Origin of the sequence: Agrobacterium sp. ST15.13.015, from assembly GCF_027871645.1 — a bacterium.
Taxonomy (GTDB): Bacteria; Pseudomonadota; Alphaproteobacteria; order Rhizobiales; family Rhizobiaceae; genus Agrobacterium; species Agrobacterium leguminum.
Genome location: NZ_JAQAHF010000008.1, coordinates 177,697 through 194,197, shown reverse-complemented (window position 1 = coordinate 194,197; position 16,501 = coordinate 177,697). Strand labels below are relative to the sequence as shown.

Below are 16,501 nucleotides of genomic sequence, written 5' to 3'. Positions count from 1 at the left end.
GATATCCCTCATAACCATCGACGAAAGCCGTTATCTCGCATTCACGCGGAGCGGGGCCGGCAAGCGGAATGGCAGGGTCTGCAGCCTGCCCGCACCTTACGCGAAGTCGATGAAGGCTTCATCGAGAATAAGGAGCTTGCGGGCCTGCATGCGGGCATATTCCTCGTAAAAACCCTGCGAAATCCAGAGCGCGGAGCGGCCGCGTCGTCCGCTCCAGCCGATGCCGCCGATCAGTTCGGCCGCCGCTAGCTTACGGCCGATGTGGATACGCGACAGGGAGAGGGATGTCGCCAGTTGCGTCACGGTTTCCACATCGGTCAGGCGCCTGCCCTGTTCGGTCGGCCTTTCCCAGTCGATGCCGGCGATAAGGCGGTCCATCAGCAGTCCGCCCGCATCGAACCAGTTGAAGATGATGGAGAGCGGGCCGGGGCAGCGCACCTCCGGATGCGACAGAAACGCCTGCGATACGCAGGGGTGGATATGGGGAAGCATGGCCTCCGACCGCTTGATGAAACGTGATGCCCTGAAGCCCTCGTCGAGCAGATCCAGCGCCTGAAAATGCACGTCGTACCATTGGGCGAGCATCGCCAGCGCGGGGGCTGAAGGCACGACCCCATTGCTGGACCGGTCTGCCGGGCGTGTCATTCCGCGTTTCAGCGCTTCCCTGAAGAAGGCATAAGCGACACTATGGCTGGCGAGCCCATGCCGAAGCGCCAGATGGCCGAAATCTTCCCGCGTCAGCGCGGCTTCTCCCGCTCCTGTTCCAGGGGCGCCGCATTTCTGAAAATAGAGCGCCAGAAGCGCGTGACAAAGAAGCCGGCTCTGGCGTGTCGCAAAAAGCGCGGTCATCTCGGGCGAACCTTCGTAAAGGGCGATGAAACTTCCCGCCAGCAGACGCAGCGCCGCCGCGAAGGGTTCTTTTTGCAGCATCGCGTCTATTTCGCCGGGCGCTGGCCTGCGGCAATCGGCTGTCGCGGTCAGCAACCGGGAGATCGCAAAGTCGAAAAAATTGGTCATGGGCCGCGCTCCGGGATGGGATGATCCAATCGGCCTTACAGGAGCTGAAATGGTGCGTCTTCTCATTGCGCGCAGAGGTGAAATTTTAAGCCGGCGGCATATCCGCAGCGCGGGCGTCGCCGGGCGTCATGCCATAGGTGCCGGCAAATACCCTGTAGAAAGTAGCGAGGCTGTCGAAGCCGCAGCCATAGGCGATCTGCGTGACCGGCAAGGCGGGGAATGCCAGCAGCAACCGTCTCGCCTCCTCTATCCGCATGGAGGAGAGCGTGCGGGAAAACGACAGTTCGGCACCCTCGAAAACCACATGCAATTGCCGAAGCGAAATGCCAAGTTCCCTTGCGACGGCGGCAGGGGTGAGGTTCTGCCGGGATTTTTTCCGTATCATGATGTCCTGTGCCGCATAACAGAGCCCGGTCCTGAGCGCGGCGCGCACCTCCGGCATGGCGGGTGAAAGCCGCCCGCGCGCCGTCATGGCAAGCCGGGCGATATGGGTGACATCGCGGGCGGGATCGATGAGCCTGCCGTGGTCGGCGTTCAGCGCATTGAAGAGGGCCCGGAAGGGCAGGGAGAAACTGTTGTTTTCCGCATAACGCGTCGCAAACAGGTCATCGGTGGCCTGGCCGAGCATGACCTCGTAATCCACGGGGATCTTCAGCATCCTGTAGTGAAAATCCGCCTCGTTTCCCGGTATCGCATCATAGGGCAAGTCGGAATAGTTGATGGTGATATCGCCACCGCCAACCGCGTGAACCTGATTCTTGCCGGCATGCAGAAAGCCGGAGCCCCTGACCTGCAGGCCAATGCAGAGGCTGTCGCCGGCAATGCGGGCAATATCGGCTTCGGTGCGGTTCACCCGGTAAGAGGAAGCACGCATCTCGGTCACCACGGCGCCGGCGACGGCGCGGGCCTGAAACGAACCCCTGAAGCTGTGGCGAAGGTCCCGCGCAAGCTCGATTGTCACGCCAAACAGGCTTTTGCCGCGCACTTCGCGCCATTGGTCGAAGCGGTGTTCGGGCAGAAAATCGTCGGTTGCGAAGCGGACTATGGTGTTCGTGGCTTGATCCTCCCCGACGATCCCGGCGGCCTATTTTTCCGTTGCGCGAAATCGAAGATGAACGAGCGGATAGTGTCGCCCCTGTCCGTCGAGATCGGAGCGTCCCGTCGGTTCGAATCCCAGCCGGCGGTAAAACCCCATGGCCGCGGCGTTCTGTTCATTGACGTCCGTGGTTAGTGCGGGGTGGAGCGCAAGCGCCCGCTGAACCAGAACCTTGCCGATGCCCTGGCCGTGATGGTCCGGATCGATGAAAAGCGCCTCCATGTGCCCTTCATGCAGAAACATGAAGCCGAGGGGGCGATCAGAAACATCGACCGCCAGCGTGAGCGACGCCTGCGGCAGAAAAGCTTCGACTTCCTCCCCGATCGCGACGCGATCCGCCGGCAGAAGGAACCCGTGGGTGGCGTCGACTGCTTTGCTCCATATGTCGAGGATGCGGGAAGCATCGCGGCTCTCGGAGGGACGAAGTGTGATCATGCCTCACCCTTAGCAAGGGCGGACTTTTCACGCCATGGGCCGGCCCGATCTTTTCCGTGAGCACGTGCGTATTCTATGAATTTCAGCGTTTAAAGCCGGCGATTCCGATCCCGCATATGTCGCCATCTCTCCTGCCGAAAATTTTTCTCGAAAAAGTGCTTGCAAAAAGCGGCTCTAAAAAAATAGATAAAAAGAACTTCTATCTATTTATTTTGAGGGAAAGGTCGGCAGATGGACCAGATCGTGACGCAAATCGACAGAAATCCGGCTCCGGTTGAAGGTTTTGGTAACGGCTTGTCGCTCGAAGAAGCAAAAATTATCTATAATTTGCCGTTTAATGATCTTCTGTTTCGCGCCCAGCAGGTGCATCGCTGTCATTTCGATCCCAATGCCATCCAGATGAGCCGGCTCTTATCCATCAAGACCGGCGGCTGCCCGGAGGATTGCAGCTATTGCAGCCAGTCCGCCCGCAACCCCACCGGCCTTAAGGCCTCCAAACTCATGGAAGTGGAGCGGGTGCTGGCTGAGGCGCGCAAGGCGAAGGAAGGCGGCGCGACGCGTTATTGCATGGGTGCTGCCTGGCGCAATCCCAAGGAGCGCGACATGGAGGCCGTGGTGGCCATGGTCGAGGGCGTGAAGGCGCTCGGCATGGAAACCTGCATGACGCTCGGCATGTTGACGCCGCAGCAATCCGAGCGGCTGGCCGATGCCGGTCTCGACTACTACAACCACAACGTCGACACTTCCGAGCGGTTCTATTCGCAGATCATCACCACCCGCACCTTCGAGGACCGGCTGGAAACGCTTGCCAATGTCCGTGATGCCGGCATCAAGGTTTGCGCCGGCGGCATTCTTGGTATGGGGGAAACGGTGGAAGACCGGATCTCGATGCTGGTGACGCTTGCCAACCTGCCGGTGCCGCCGGAAAGCGTGCCGATCAACATGCTGATCCCGATCCCCGGCTCGAAGCTGGCCAAGGCCGATCCCGTCGATCCGATCGATTTCGTCCGCACCATCGCGCTGGCGCGCATCCTCATGCCGCGTTCGCATGTGCGGCTCTCGGCCGGGCGCACGGAGATGAGCGACGAGACGCAGGCGCTCTGTTTCCTGGCCGGCGCCAATTCCATCTTCATCGGCGAGACGTTGCTGACGGCGGATAATCCGGGTGAGGACCACGACACGGCGCTTTTCCGCCGTCTTGGCCTGAAGCCGATGGAACTGCAGTCCACGGAATTGCAGTCTGGGGAGGCGGGAGGGTGCCGGTGACCCTCGCGGCTCTCTCTCCCTATGAGGCGAAGCTTGCAGGCCTGGAGCGCAAATCGCGGCTGCGCGCGCTCGCTCCTCAACAGGGGATCGATTTCACCTCCAATGACTATCTTGGCCTTGCCGATTCACCCCGGCTGAAGGCGGCATTTACCGACGCTATCGGAAGGGGTGTGCCGGTGGGGGCCGGCGGCTCGCGGCTGCTGCGTGGCAACCACCGCGAACATGAGGCGCTGGAAGCGGAAGCAGCGGCATTTTTCCGAGCGGAAAAAGCGATCTATTTCGGCAGCGGTTTTGCCGCCAATGTCGCGCTGTTCTCCACATTGCCGCTGCGGGAAGACCTCGTTCTTCACGACGCCCTGATCCATGCCAGCGTCCATGACGGTATCGTGGCCGGCAAGGCGAAGGCGATTGCCGCGCCGCATAATCAGGTCGAGGCATTCGAACGGGAGATAATCCGCTGGCGGCAGGAGGGTGGCCGGGGCCGACCGTGGATCGCCGTCGAAAGCCTTTATTCCATGGATGGCGACCGAGCGCCCCTTTCGGCCCTGGCTGATCTTGCCGCGCAACACGGAGGCTTCCTTGTCGTTGATGAGGCCCATGCCACCGGCGTGTTCGGGCCTGGCGGGCGCGGCCTTGCCGTGGAGCTGGAAGGCCGGGGCAATGTGGTGGCATTGCACACCTGCGGCAAGGCGCTCGGTCTTTCCGGCGCGCTTTTGAGCCTCCCGGCGGTGCTTGCCGATTACCTCGTCAACCGCGCCCGCGGTTTCATCTATTCGACCGCGCCTTCGCCGCTGATGGCGGCCGCGGTGCGGGAAGCCCTGCGCATCGTCGCCGATGAACCATGGCGACGCCTGCGGCTGGCGGAGCTGGTAAATTTTGCCGGCGAAGAGCTTCGCTCCCGGCTCGGCGTAGCGCCCAGCGGGTCGCAGATATTACCGGTGATGATCGGTGACAACGCCCGTTCGCTTCGTGTCGCCGCGCATCTGCGGGAGGGCGGTTTCGATGTACGCGCGATCCGCCCGCCGACAGTGCCGGATGGCACTGCGCGCCTGCGCATTGCCATCACGCTCAATGTGGATGAAAGCCAGATCGCCGATATGATCGGGCTGCTTGCCCTTTCCTTGGCGGAGGAGCGAAGATGAGCCCTCGTTTTGTCATCTCCGGCACCGATACGGGCATCGGCAAGACGGTTTTTTCCGCAGCGCTGACCCATGCCCTGCAGGCTTGTTACTGGAAACCCGTGCAATCCGGGCTGGAGGAAGAAACAGACAGCGAGACGGTGGAACGGCTGGGTGGCGTGCCGCGCGGGCGTATTCTACCGGAGGCCTATCGCCTGAAAATGCCGGCTTCGCCGCATCTGTCCGCCCGCGTCGAGAATGTAACGATCGACCCCACGCTGCTGCTGCTGCCGCAAACGGATGGACCGCTGGTGATCGAGGGGGCGGGTGGGCTTCTGGTGCCGCTGACGGACACGGTGCTCTTCGCCGATATCTTCGCCCGCTGGCAAATTCCGCTTGTGCTCTGCGCAAGAACGTCTCTCGGCACCATCAACCACACGCTGCTCTCGCTCGAGGCGTTGCGGCACCGTGCCATTCCCGTGCAGGGCGTGGTCTTCATCGGCGATGAGAACCGGGAAAATGAGCGCGTCATCGCCAATATCGGCGCCGTTCGCCGGCTCGGCCGTCTGCCGCTTCTGCCGGAGATGACATCAGAGGCGCTGCATCGGGCATTTGCCCGACACTTCAATCTCGCTGATTTTCTGGAGGCGCCGGCATGAGCCGTTCCCCTGTCTGGCATCCCTTCACCCAGCATGGGCTGGAACCGCCGATGAAACGCGTCGTATCAGCGGAAGGCGCATTTCTCGTCGATGAGGACGGCAATCGCCTGTTTGACGCCATTTCCTCCTGGTGGGTCATCACCCACGGGCACCGGCATCCGGCGATCATGGCAGCCATCCGCGCCGCGACAGAGGCCTTCGACCAGGTCATTTTCGCCGAGTTCTCCCATGAACCCGCCGAAACGCTGGCGCGCGGGCTGATCGAGCTTGCGCCCGCCGGGCTAAGCCATGTGTTTTATTCCGATAGCGGCTCGACGGCGGTTGAGGTGGCGCTGAAAATGGCGCTGGGATATTTCCACAATCGCGGAGAAAAGCGCGACCGTATCGTGGTGATGGAGCACGGCTATCACGGCGATACCATCGGCACCATGTCGACCGGTGAGCGCGGTGTCTTCAATGCCGCTTACGAACCGCTGCTCTTCGGCGTCGACCGGCTGGCTTTTCCGGAAGCGGGCAGCGAACAGCACACGCTGGACATGTTCGAAAACTTCTGTCGTTCAGGCCGTATCGCTGCCCTGTTGGCTGAGCCGCTGGTGCTTGGGGCCGGCGGCATGAGGATTTACGGCGCGGATGTTCTGGCCGGGCTGAAACAGATCGCCGAACGCCATGGCTGCCTCGTCATTGTAGACGAGGTGATGACGGGCTGGGGCAGAACCGGAACCATGTTCGCCTGCGAACAGGCCGGCATTTCACCGGATATTCTCTGCACCTCCAAGGGCCTGACCGGCGGCTCCCTGCCGCTGGCGGCAACGCTGTGCAGTGCGGAGATTTTCGACGCGCATTTTTCGACGGATCGTCGCAAGACCTTTTTCCATTCCAGTTCCTATACGGCCAATCCGATTGCCTGCGCCGCGGCCGTCGCCAATCTTCAGGTCTGGCGGGATGAGCCCGTGCTTCAACGCATCGGGCAATTGCAACGGGTGCTGCGTGACAATCTCCGGCGATTTGCGGATGACCGGCGTTTCACCGGCATCCGGCAGATGGGGACCATCGCGGCCCTCGATCTCGTGGTGCCCGCCGGCGGGTATCTCGCCGAGGCGGGGCCGCGCATGCGGCAACTGTTCCGCGAGCGCGGGTTCGTCATCCGCCCGCTCGGTAATGTGCTTTACCTGATGCCGCCCTATTGTTCGACGGCGGAAGATCTGGCCAGCGCCTTTGACGCCATTGATGAGGTGGCCGGGATCGTCACCGAAACCGCTTTGCTAAAATCGCGCGCGCTCGGCATCGCGTGAAAACGGGGTGTGGCCATGTTCAGCCTGTTCCAGAACCGTTTCCGAAAGTCCTGACAATGCAGACCCGTTCTTCCCGCATGGCCGGTTTTGGTCATGCCGTTCCGTCACGATGCGTCGACAATGCCGAGATAGAGACCAGTCTCGGGCTGGAAGCCGGCTGGATCGAGCGGCGCACCGGCATCCGCACGCGCTATTGGGCGCAAGAGGGCGACGCTCTGAGCGGCCTTGCCGCGAGAGCCGGCCGCATGGCGCTGGAAGATGCCGAAATCGGCCCCGACGACATCGCATTGACGCTGCTTGCGACCTCCACGCCGGATCACCTCTTGCCGCCCTCGGCGCCGCTGCTCGCCCACAGGCTGGGCCTTGCCCGATCCGGCGCGATCGATCTCGCCGGGGCCTGTTCCGGCTTTCTTTATGCGCTTACCCTTGCGGATGGCTTTGTCCGCGCCCACGGCCGCGCCGTCCTCATCGTTGCCGCCAATATATTGAGCCGCCGTATCAATCCGGCGGAAAGGGCAAGCGCGGTCCTGTTCGCCGATGCCGCCGGCGCCGTCGTCCTCAAGCCCTGCCGCGAGGCGCAGCGTGGGCTTTTGTCAGCCGATCTCGTTGCGGATGGCGACGGTTACGATCTGATCCAGATAGCGGCGGGAGGCAGCAGCCAGCCATTCTCTGCCGATACATCGACTGAGGAGGTGCTTATGACGATGCGTGACGGCCGCGAAGTCTTCTCCCGTGCCGTGGCTCTGATGACCGCGACCTCGCAACGGGTGCTGCATCAAGCCGGAATGACAGCAACCGATATCGACCGTTTCGTACCCCATCAGGCCAATGCCCGCATGTTCGACGCCGTCTGTGGCAATCTCGGCATTGGCAGGCAAAAGACGGTTCGCACCATAGAAAGCTTCGGCAATTCCTCCGCCGCAACCATTCCGCTTTCGCTCTCCGTCACTAATGCCGAAAGGCCTTTTGCGGAAGGCGAAACCCTGCTTTTGACGGCCGCCGGCGCCGGTATGACGGGTGGAGCGGTGGTTTATCGCGCGTGAACGATGCCGGGCACGGGACGTTGCGATGCCGTGCAATACTCAAAACTCAAGAAGCTGATTTCATTTGGAGAAATTTGGCTGGGGAACCTGGATTCGAACCAAGATCGACGGAGTCAGAGTCCGCTGTTCTACCATTGAACTATTCCCCAAAAGCTTTAAAGCGCGTGGCGCGTTCGCTTTGGTGGGTCGTCATATAGATGATTTATTCCGGGGCGCAAGTCGAAAAAATCGAAAAATGCGTTTTATCCCTGTTTTGCGTTTTGCTCCCCGGCTCAGAGCCGTGCCCGGGTGGAGCGCGGGGTGGAGAGCAAAAGGCTGGTCTCGCTGCCGGTGATGCCGGGCACCAGGCGGATGCGGCGGAGCACCGCGTCGAAATCGCTGAGCGTGGCGGCGTTGAGTTCCACGATCAGGTCCCAGCGGCCATTGGTGCTGTGGATTTCGGAGATTTCCGGAAAGCCGCCAAGGGTGCGGATGACGCGGTCCGTCACGTGGCCTTCAATCTCGATCATCATGATGCCGCGGATCGCGGCCTCCACCGCGTCGGCGCGCAAAATGACGGTGTAACCGATGATGGTGCCGTCATTCTCCATTCTTTCGATGCGCGAGCGCACCGTGGCACGCGAGGTTTCCGTCTCGATTGCGAGATCGGAAATGCTGCGCCTGCCATTGTGTCGCAAAAGGGTGACGAGCCGTTCGTCGAGATTATCCATATGACCAATTCGGTAAATCAATTTTACCAGATCGATAGCTTATTTCGATAATATTGCCAATATTTGATGTTCATTTCGCCAGATCACTGTGGTGAACTGGGCTTGTTGGCAGGAAAGCGAGGACGGGAATGGAAATCAGGTTGATCGGTGCGCCGCTGCAGATCGGGGCCGGGCAATTGGGATGCGAGATGGGGCCGAGCGCCTATCGCGTCGCGGGGCTTGCTCATGCCCTTGAAGAACTGGGGCATCGCGTTGTCGATACCGGCAATGTGACGCCGGCGACCTTCCGCGAATTTAACCATCCCAATCCCGCCGTGCACCATCTGTCCGAAACCGTGGCCTGGACCGAGGCGCTGACGGAGGCTGCCTATCGTGAAAGCGCGGATACCGTGCCGATCTTTCTCGGCGGCGACCATGCGATTTCCGCGGGGACGGTCGCCGGCATGGCGCGCCGGGTGGCCGAGACCGGCCGGCCGTTTTTCGTGCTCTGGCTCGATGCCCATACCGATTATCATACGCTTGAAACGACACGCAGCGGCAATCTGCACGGCACGCCGGTCGCCTATTTCAGTGGGCGAGAGGGATTTGCCGGTTATTTCCCGCCGCTTTCCCATGCGGTTCCAGAAGACAATATCGGCATGATCGGCATCCGCAGTGTGGATCCGGCCGAAAGGGCCGCACTGGAAAAGAGCGGCATCACCGTTCACGACATGCGCTCAATCGACGAGCATGGCGTCGCCGTTCTGCTGCGGGCGTTTCTGGCGCGGGTTCAGGCGGCAAACGGGCTTTTGCATGTTAGTCTCGATGTCGATTTTCTCGAGCCGTCCATCGCGCCCGCCGTCGGCACCACGGTTCCGGGCGGCGCGACGTTCCGCGAGGCGCATCTGGTCATGGAAATGCTGCATGATAGCGGGCTGGTCTGCAGTCTCGATCTGGTGGAGCTCAACCCGTTTCTCGACGAGCGCGGCAGAACCGCGACCCTGATGGTGGATCTCGCCGCCAGCCTGATGGGCAAGCGGGTCATGGACCGTCCGACACGGGCCGGCTGAAAGGGGTGATGCGATGACCGTGATACCGAACCTCAATATCGTGCCCTTCGTCAGCGTCGATCACATGATGAAACTCGTGCTGCGCGTGGGCATCGATACGTTCCTGCGCGAGCTTGCCGATGCGGTGGAAGAGGATTTCCGCCGCTGGGAAAGCTTCGACAAGACGCCGCGCATCGCCTCGCATTCGAAGGAAGGCGTCATTGAACTGATGCCGACCAGCGATGGCACGCTTTACGGCTTCAAATATGTCAATGGCCATCCGAAGAACATGAAGGAAGGCCGCCAGACGGTAACGGCTTTCGGTGTGCTTTCCGATGTCGGCAATGGTTATCCGCTGCTTCTGACCGAGATGACCATCCTGACGGCGCTGCGCACCGCCGCAACATCGGCCGTCGCCGCAAAATATCTCGCCCGCAAGAATTCCCGCTCCATGGCCATCATCGGCAACGGCGCGCAGAGCGAATTCCAGGCGCGCGCCTTCAAGGCGATTCTCGGCATAGATACCCTGCGGCTATTCGATATCGACCCGTCCGCCAGCGAAAAATGCGCCCGCAATCTCGCCGGGCAGGGTTTTGCCATCAAGATCTGTGAGAGCGCGCAGGAAGCGGTCGAAGGGGCGGATATCATCACCACCGTCACCGCCGACAAGCAATATGCGACGATCCTGACCGACAACATGGTCGGGCCCGGCATTCACATCAACGCCGTTGGCGGCGATTGCCCCGGCAAGACCGAGTTGCACCGGGATATTTTGCTTCGATCCGATATTTTCGTCGAATATCCGCCGCAGACGCGCATTGAAGGTGAAACCCAGCAATTGCCGGCGGATTATCCCGTCACCGAGCTTTGGCAGGTCATAACTGGTGAAAAGCAGGGGCGGGCAAGCGACCGGCAGATCACGCTGTTCGACAGCGTCGGCTTCGCGACGGAAGATTTTTCGGCTCTGCGTTACGTGCGCTCGAAGCTGCCATCCACCGGGCTTTATACGGAGCTCGATCTGCTGGCCGACCCGGATGAGCCGCGTGACCTGTTCGGTATGCTGCTGCGGTGTGAGGCGGCTCTCGTCTAGGGTCTTCTGCCTATTTCGTCTCCCGGCGGTTCTTGCGGGAAACCACATGCTCACGCCAGATGGTGAAGAGGCCGGCGGCAATGACGATCGCCGCACCGATGACCATGTTGGACGTCACCACTTCGCCATAGACGGTGACGCCGATGATGGAGACGAGCACCAGCTGATAATAGGAAAAGGGCTGCACGGAGGCCGCATCCGCCAGTTCGAACGCCTTTATCAGGCAATAATGGCCGCTCATGCCGGTAATGCACAGCGCCAGCATCCAGCCCCAATCCTGCGGCTCGATGCTGACCCAATAAAACGGACCGACCAGCGTCAGGGCCGCCGCACCGGCCACGCCGGTGTAGAAGAAACTTGTCATCGCCGAATCGCTTTTGCTGCCGAGGCGGGTCAGGACGCTGTAGAGCGCCAGCATGAAGGTGGCCACGAAGGTGATCATCAGCCGGTTGTCGAAACCGTCTCCCTCCGGCTTGAGGATGACGAGAACGCCGATGAAGCCGACAAAAATGGCGCTCCAACGCCGCCAGCCCACATGTTCTCCCAGCAAAGGCATGGACAGCGCCGCAACGATCAGCGGTGCGGAGGCAAGGATGGAATGGCTGTGCGCCAGCCCGACGACGGCGAAGGAGAAGATCGAAATGACGATCTGTACGGCGAGAAGCACGCCGCGGCCGATCTGCAGCCAGGGACGGTTGGCCATGACGGCGCCCCGAATGCCGCCCGCCGACCTTGCGGCCATCAAAAGAACGAAGACGGCAAAGGCCCAGTATCGCAGCATGGCGATAAAAACCGGCGGATAGGCGCTGCCCAGATGTTTCGATATGCCATCCTGCGCCGCAAAGATCGTGAAAGCGACAAGCGCATAAAGAAAGCCGGTCCTGGGTGATGGCATGAAAAAACCGCTATCCGACTGCCGCCGGCAAAAGAGTATTCGGGGTGAATGAGGTGGGTAACAGCCATATGTTACGGCCGTACCTTGTCAGACAACCTTATTTTCCGAATAGCTGCCATGCAAGTGTGGAAGCTGCGTTTTAAAGGGGCGATTGCTGGAGCATGCTTTTGCTGCATTCTCTCCTCATCCCTGTGCCTGTCACAGGGATTCAGCCAGCCCAAGTCATTGGGCTGAAAGGAGTTTTTCTCGCCGTGCAGACGCGCGTCGGCTGGATTCCTGTGACGAGCACAGGAATGAGGGCGGTGGGCACGCCGCTCCGCAGGTCGGCGTAGAGCTAGTATGATGTGAGCCTGCTGCCGAGGGCTCTGGGACAGGCAGGGCTGTCCGCCGTCAACAATTGCGCGGCGGACAGAAGGTTCAGCAAGACGCTCAGCGTCCCGGTTGTGGCTTCAGCCGAGCTTCACGGCCGTCTTCGAGGTCGCGGATTTCAGTGCGGCATCGGCCAGTTTCAGCGCGATCAGACCGTCCTTGATGGAGGGCGACGGCGCGACGTTGTTTTCGATGCTGTCGATAAAGGCGGTGATTTCCGCGGCATAGGCGGCCGTATAACGCGTCATGAAGAAATCATGCAGCGGCGGGCGGGTGTAGCCGTCCGCATTGGCGATCTCGATGGAAACAGGACGCTGGTTTTCGGCCGCGGCCGAACCGAGCGAACCGTGCACTTCGATGCGCTGGTCGTAACCATAGGTCGCGCGGCGGGAATTCGAAATGATCGCCTGTCTGCCGCTTTTTGTCGTCAGGATGATGCTGGCGCTGTCGAAATCACCCAGCGCGCCGATCTCCGGATTGACGAGGACGGAACCGGTGGCAAACACGCTTTCCACTTCCTCGCCGAGCAGGAAACGGGCCATATCGAAATCATGAATGGTCATGTCGCGGAAAATGCCGCCGGAGACCTTGATATATTCGGCCGGCGGCGGGCCGGGGTCGCGGCTGGTGATGGTCACCATTTCCACCTTGCCGATGCGGCCATCGTCGATTGCCTTGTGAACGGCCTGGAAATGCGGGTCGAAACGGCGGTTGAAACCGAGCATCACCTTCGCGCCGGTTTCCTCGACCACCTTGGCGCAGGCTTCCGCGCGGGCGACATCGAGATCGACGGGCTTTTCGCAGAAGATCGCCTTGCCAGCGCGGGCGAAACGCTCGATCAGGTCGGCATGGGTGTTGGTCGGGGTGCAGATGATGACGGCGTCGATCGTCTGGTCGGCCAAAACCTCATCGATCGTGCTGACCTTGCACTGCGCCTCGCGGGCGATTGCTTCCGCAGCACCGGCCATGGCGTCCACAACGGCCACCAGCTGCGCACGGCTGTCGGTGGTGATCGCCTTGGCGTGGACCTTACCGATCCGTCCAGCGCCGAGCAGTGCCAATTTCGTAACCATCTTTCCTCCGGTTTCTCACACCCGTCCCTCACTCCCGGAAAGACAGAATATGAATGCAAGCAATGTTTCGATATGGAATATATGTTCCATTTTGCTAGATCGACATCGCAGACGTGTCAAGCGTTTTGACGATGATCCAGACGGCCGAAATCGCTCTTCGGGAAGGTCATGCGGCGCGGATGGCCGGTGTCGTTAAAAGCCCTTCGCGATAATCAATCAGCCGAAGCTGTCAGGGCCGAATTGTGGGGCAAGGCATATACTTCGACCGGGGTTTCGAGGCCGCGCAGCAGCCACGGACCGAGATTTTCCAGCTTTCCCTGATATCCGGCCATGCGCACGAATTCCTCGGAGAAAAGCACATTGCGCCCCGTCTCCTTGGTCAGCGTTTCCAGCCGCGAGGCGATATTGACGGCGGGGCCGATGACGGTGAAATCGAGGCGGGTTTTCGAGCCGATATTGCCATACATGACATCGCCGACATGCACGCCGATGCCATAACCCAGGGGATCGTGGCCCTTGCGGCAATTGATTTCATTCAGCGCGACGAGGCTCTTCTGGGCGCTGGCGATGGCTTTCAGCAGGTTTTCGCAGGCCTGCGGGTCGCTGAGCGGGAAAATCGCCAGCAGCCCGTCGCCCATGAATTTCAGGATTTCGCCGCCGAATTCCTCGATGGGATCGCACATGGCGTCGAAATAACCGTTGAGAAGCTCGATGACATCGTCACGCGGCCAAAGGTCGGAAATATGGGTGAAATTGCGCAGGTCGCAGATCAGGATCGCCGCACCCACCGTCATGCCGCTGCCGCGCGTGGTGGCGCCATTGAGGATTTTTTCGCCCGCATGCGGCCCCACATAGGTCTCCAGAAGGGTGCGCGTCATGCGGTTCTTCAGGCGTATTTCGCTGACGAGCGCCAGCGCCGGAAGCAGGTTTTTCAAGGCGAGGATTTCGCTGTCGGAAAAACCGCCGGGCCGGTCGCTGGAGAAGCTGGCGACATGGCGCTTGCCGAAGGTGTGCTCGATCGGCCAGGCGCAATAATCCGTCAGCCCCTCGGCCCGCAGGTCTTCGTAGATCGTATAGCCGGGCTCATCGATGTCCTCTCCGTTCAGCCGGTGGCGGACTTCGGTGGCGCCCTGATGAATGTCGTTGATAGGGCTGTTCAGATATTCGGGCGTATTTTCAGACCCATAGCCATAGGTGGCGATCTCGGCGGTGGACAGGCCGGCTTTCCACAGAATGCGCGCGCCAAGCCATTGCGGATGGCGAATGCGGAAAGCGAGCACGCCCCGGGCGACGGAAATTCCGCTCGCCCGCAGCCTGCTGCAGAGCTCGACGAATATCTCGTCGATAAAGCGTTCGTCCTTGGTGCCGGTGATCAGCCAGTCGAGAATTTCCGTCTTTTCCGCTGGCCACAATTCATCCAATGCTGAAGAAACCCGTTCTTCGGTGTCGAGACTTAGTGTCATGGCAGGATTCCGGAGGTTGTTGCTGCTCTCGCACAAGCGGGGCACATGTCGCACTCGGCCGAACATGGTCGCTCGTGAACCCCATGTGGTGCCGGATAACGAAAATGTTAAGAGAGGGGCGCGGAAAATGTTCCGGAAGGCACTGGCGGCATCGGGGCACGCGCGCCGCCCGGATGTTCCCGGGAACATCGTCCCCGGCGGCGCTGAGATTTTTGATGATCGCTAAGGCGGATCAGATAACTGTTTCGACAGGAATATGAAGGGCTGCGGCAACGCGTCTGATGCGCAGCGGATCGCTGTCCGTGCCGTCTTCGAGCGCGCGTATTTCGCTGGTCGTCAGGCCGCAGGTCACGGCAAGCTGTTCGACCGTATATCCGGCGAGATTGCGCGCGGTGAGAACCTTTTTGGCAAAAGGAGCATCGGTTTCGTGATCGGAATCGGGTTGTGAGATTGAAATTGTCATTATTGCATCTCCCTCAGAATGGACACTTAAATGCGGGCGGCAAAGAAAAGTTGCCGGGGCCGAATGCGACCGCGTTGCCGGAGAAGAAAATCGGTGCTGCAACGCAGCGAGGAACATAGCGGCTTCATCGACCTACGCAATAGTTAAATTTTGTTAAGATTCGTGATCGCTGCATCCCTGCGGCACTCGCTGCCGGGAAAAAGGCCGAAAAACTGCTATTTTTCCGGGCTCTCGCGAGTGGTCGGGCGGCTTTCGCTACAGCATGCCCCAGGCGCGAAACCGGCCGCGACCGGTCACTTCCCGCAGTTCCAGCTGGTTGGCGAGCCCGATCGCGCCCTGCGGCGTGGTGCCGAGTTCCTTGACGATCATTGCTGCGGAAACCACCGGTCGGGAGACGACAAGTTCCACGAGTTCCGGCAGGCGCGAGGAGGAACGCCGGCCTGCCAGCTTGCGCATCATGCGTTCACGCGCATGGGCCAGCCGGTCATGTTCCTTCATGCCGGCCTGCGCCGCTTCGTAAAAGCTGTCGAGAAGTGCGAGAACCCGCTGTGTCTGGTTTCGGGCGTGGCGACGCTCCCGCGGGACCGCGCGGAGACCGGCGCTGAGGGCCGGCAGGTGATCGGGCGTGACGGCGCCGTCGCGCAGAAAGGCGGAGGCCAGAAGCCGGCCGAGCCAGGGGCTGCGTTGCAGCACCTCGATCATGTTCCAGGCGTCGAGAAGGATGGCGGTGCGAAGAATCGCCGGCAGTTCCTCCGTTCGCGCATGGACGTTCCACCATTCTTTCAGCCGCTCATCCTCGTCCCAGTCGGGTTCGTTGATGATCGCATGGCTTTCCTCCCTGTGCATTGGCGGAAGCGCGTTGCCGGTGGTGATCGCGTCGAGCGTTGCCGCGCTTCGCGCCAGAAGCGCATCGAGCTCGGAAAAAGCGCCATCCAGCGATGTTTCTTCCTCCTCCGCGTCGATGTCTTCATCGCGGGAGTGATCGAGCGTTTGTCTGGGAGGCGCCGGCTCTTCGGCAAGTGCCGCCCTGCCGCGTAGCCTTGAAAGGCCCGGCGCGGTAAAGGCCCAGCCGGGGGCATTGGAAAAGATCAGCCGTCTCGAGCGGAGAATCCGGTGCGCCGCCGTCATTTCATGGGTTGGCGCGCGCACATCCATATGCGCGTCATGCAGCACCAGATCTTCCAGGTGAACGAGTTCGCCATCCACCCACATGGAGGAAATCGCATCGGTGAAATCCTGTCTTTCGATGAAGCCGTGTTTCATCGGTGACCGGTCGATCCGCTCGTCCAGCCGCGCCAGCGCCTCGCCGGCACGGGCGGCGGCAATGAGAAGCTTTTCGATCTGAACGTCCGATATATCGTAAATCATTGATATTTTTTAGTTTGAGCGCGGGCGGCTTACAAGGCGGATCACAGGTGAGCGGGTTTGGCTGGTTTTTCGGCAATATTGCGATGCGGTATAAACTTGCGCACTGCAACATGACG

At 60.8% G+C, this 16,501-nt stretch carries 16 protein-coding genes and 1 tRNA gene; 7 read left to right on the top strand and 10 right to left on the bottom strand.

Features of this window, described 5'->3' with window-relative positions:
• Positions 1–96: 96 nt before the first annotated feature.
• From PIB16_RS14655 to PIB16_RS14645, 3 genes are all read right to left on the bottom strand, one after another.
• Positions 97–1,017: a hypothetical protein gene (locus PIB16_RS14655; protein ID WP_104679819.1), complete on the bottom strand. Its 921-nt coding sequence runs from the start codon at positions 1,015–1,017 to the stop codon at positions 97–99.
• A gap of 85 nt (positions 1,018–1,102) precedes the next feature.
• A complete protein-coding gene (locus tag PIB16_RS14650; protein WP_174014348.1) occupies positions 1,103–2,002 on the bottom strand; it encodes an AraC family transcriptional regulator in 900 nt (299 codons plus the stop codon).
• Positions 2,003–2,101: 99 nt separating this feature from the next.
• A complete protein-coding gene (locus PIB16_RS14645; protein ID WP_065657434.1) occupies positions 2,102–2,548 on the bottom strand; it encodes an acetyltransferase in 447 nt (148 codons plus the stop codon).
• A gap of 231 nt (positions 2,549–2,779) precedes the next feature.
• Between PIB16_RS14645 and bioB the strand changes: the two genes are divergently transcribed.
• Genes bioB through PIB16_RS14620 form a run of 5 tightly spaced genes read left to right on the top strand, consistent with a single transcriptional unit; the run spans position 2,780 to position 7,926 of the window.
• On the top strand, positions 2,780–3,814 hold the full coding sequence (bioB, locus tag PIB16_RS14640; RefSeq protein WP_065657433.1) for a biotin synthase BioB: 1,035 nt from the start codon (positions 2,780–2,782) through the stop codon (positions 3,812–3,814).
• Complete coding sequence (locus PIB16_RS14635) at positions 3,811–4,956, top strand: 8-amino-7-oxononanoate synthase (protein ID WP_081308055.1); 1,146 nt, start codon at positions 3,811–3,813, stop codon at positions 4,954–4,956. Before bioB ends, PIB16_RS14635 begins: the two co-directional genes overlap by 4 nt.
• A complete protein-coding gene (bioD, locus tag PIB16_RS14630) occupies positions 4,953–5,591 on the top strand; it encodes a dethiobiotin synthase (RefSeq protein WP_065657431.1) in 639 nt (212 codons plus the stop codon). The genes PIB16_RS14635 and bioD overlap by 4 nt, the downstream gene beginning before the upstream one ends.
• A complete protein-coding gene (locus PIB16_RS14625) occupies positions 5,588–6,883 on the top strand; it encodes an adenosylmethionine--8-amino-7-oxononanoate transaminase (RefSeq protein WP_065657430.1) in 1,296 nt (431 codons plus the stop codon). Before bioD ends, PIB16_RS14625 begins: the two co-directional genes overlap by 4 nt.
• Positions 6,884–6,939: 56 nt before the next feature.
• Complete coding sequence (locus PIB16_RS14620; protein WP_065657429.1) at positions 6,940–7,926, top strand: beta-ketoacyl-ACP synthase III; 987 nt, start codon at positions 6,940–6,942, stop codon at positions 7,924–7,926.
• 75 nt (positions 7,927–8,001) lie between these two features.
• Here the strand turns inward: PIB16_RS14620 and PIB16_RS14615 are convergent.
• Positions 8,002–8,075: transfer RNA gene (locus PIB16_RS14615), tRNA-Gln, on the bottom strand.
• 123 nt (positions 8,076–8,198) lie between these two features.
• Entirely contained in the window at positions 8,199–8,636 is a 438-nt protein-coding gene (locus PIB16_RS14610) for an Lrp/AsnC family transcriptional regulator (RefSeq protein WP_065657428.1), read from the bottom strand.
• A 128-nt stretch (positions 8,637–8,764) separates the two neighbouring features.
• On the opposite strand from PIB16_RS14610, the gene rocF reads away from it, so the two are divergent.
• Complete coding sequence (rocF, locus tag PIB16_RS14605; protein WP_065657427.1) at positions 8,765–9,685, top strand: arginase; 921 nt, start codon at positions 8,765–8,767, stop codon at positions 9,683–9,685.
• Positions 9,686–9,698: 13 nt separating this feature from the next.
• Positions 9,699–10,754 carry an ornithine cyclodeaminase gene (locus PIB16_RS14600; RefSeq protein ID WP_271045785.1) on the top strand — a complete coding sequence of 352 codons (1,056 nt, stop codon included), beginning with the start codon at positions 9,699–9,701 and terminating at the stop codon, positions 10,752–10,754.
• Positions 10,755–10,764: 10 nt separating this feature from the next.
• Here the strand turns inward: PIB16_RS14600 and PIB16_RS14595 are convergent, their stop codons facing one another.
• From PIB16_RS14595 to PIB16_RS14575, 5 genes are all read right to left on the bottom strand, one after another.
• Positions 10,765–11,649, bottom strand: coding sequence for a DMT family transporter (locus PIB16_RS14595; RefSeq protein WP_065657425.1), 885 nt, complete (start codon positions 11,647–11,649; stop codon positions 10,765–10,767).
• 449 nt (positions 11,650–12,098) lie between these two features.
• Complete coding sequence (iolG, locus tag PIB16_RS14590) at positions 12,099–13,091, bottom strand: inositol 2-dehydrogenase (protein WP_065657424.1); 993 nt, start codon at positions 13,089–13,091, stop codon at positions 12,099–12,101.
• Positions 13,092–13,303: 212 nt separating this feature from the next.
• Complete coding sequence (locus tag PIB16_RS14585) at positions 13,304–14,554, bottom strand: adenylate/guanylate cyclase domain-containing protein (RefSeq protein ID WP_065657423.1); 1,251 nt, start codon at positions 14,552–14,554, stop codon at positions 13,304–13,306.
• Between the two features lie 232 nt (positions 14,555–14,786).
• On the bottom strand, positions 14,787–15,017 hold the full coding sequence (locus tag PIB16_RS14580) for a helix-turn-helix domain-containing protein (protein ID WP_003522093.1): 231 nt from the start codon (positions 15,015–15,017) through the stop codon (positions 14,787–14,789).
• A gap of 255 nt (positions 15,018–15,272) precedes the next feature.
• The gene (locus tag PIB16_RS14575; RefSeq protein ID WP_065657421.1) at positions 15,273–16,385 is read right to left on the bottom strand and encodes an RHE_PE00001 family protein; all 1,113 of its coding nucleotides are present in this window, start codon (positions 16,383–16,385) and stop codon (positions 15,273–15,275) included.
• Positions 16,386–16,501: the final 116 nt, after the last annotated feature.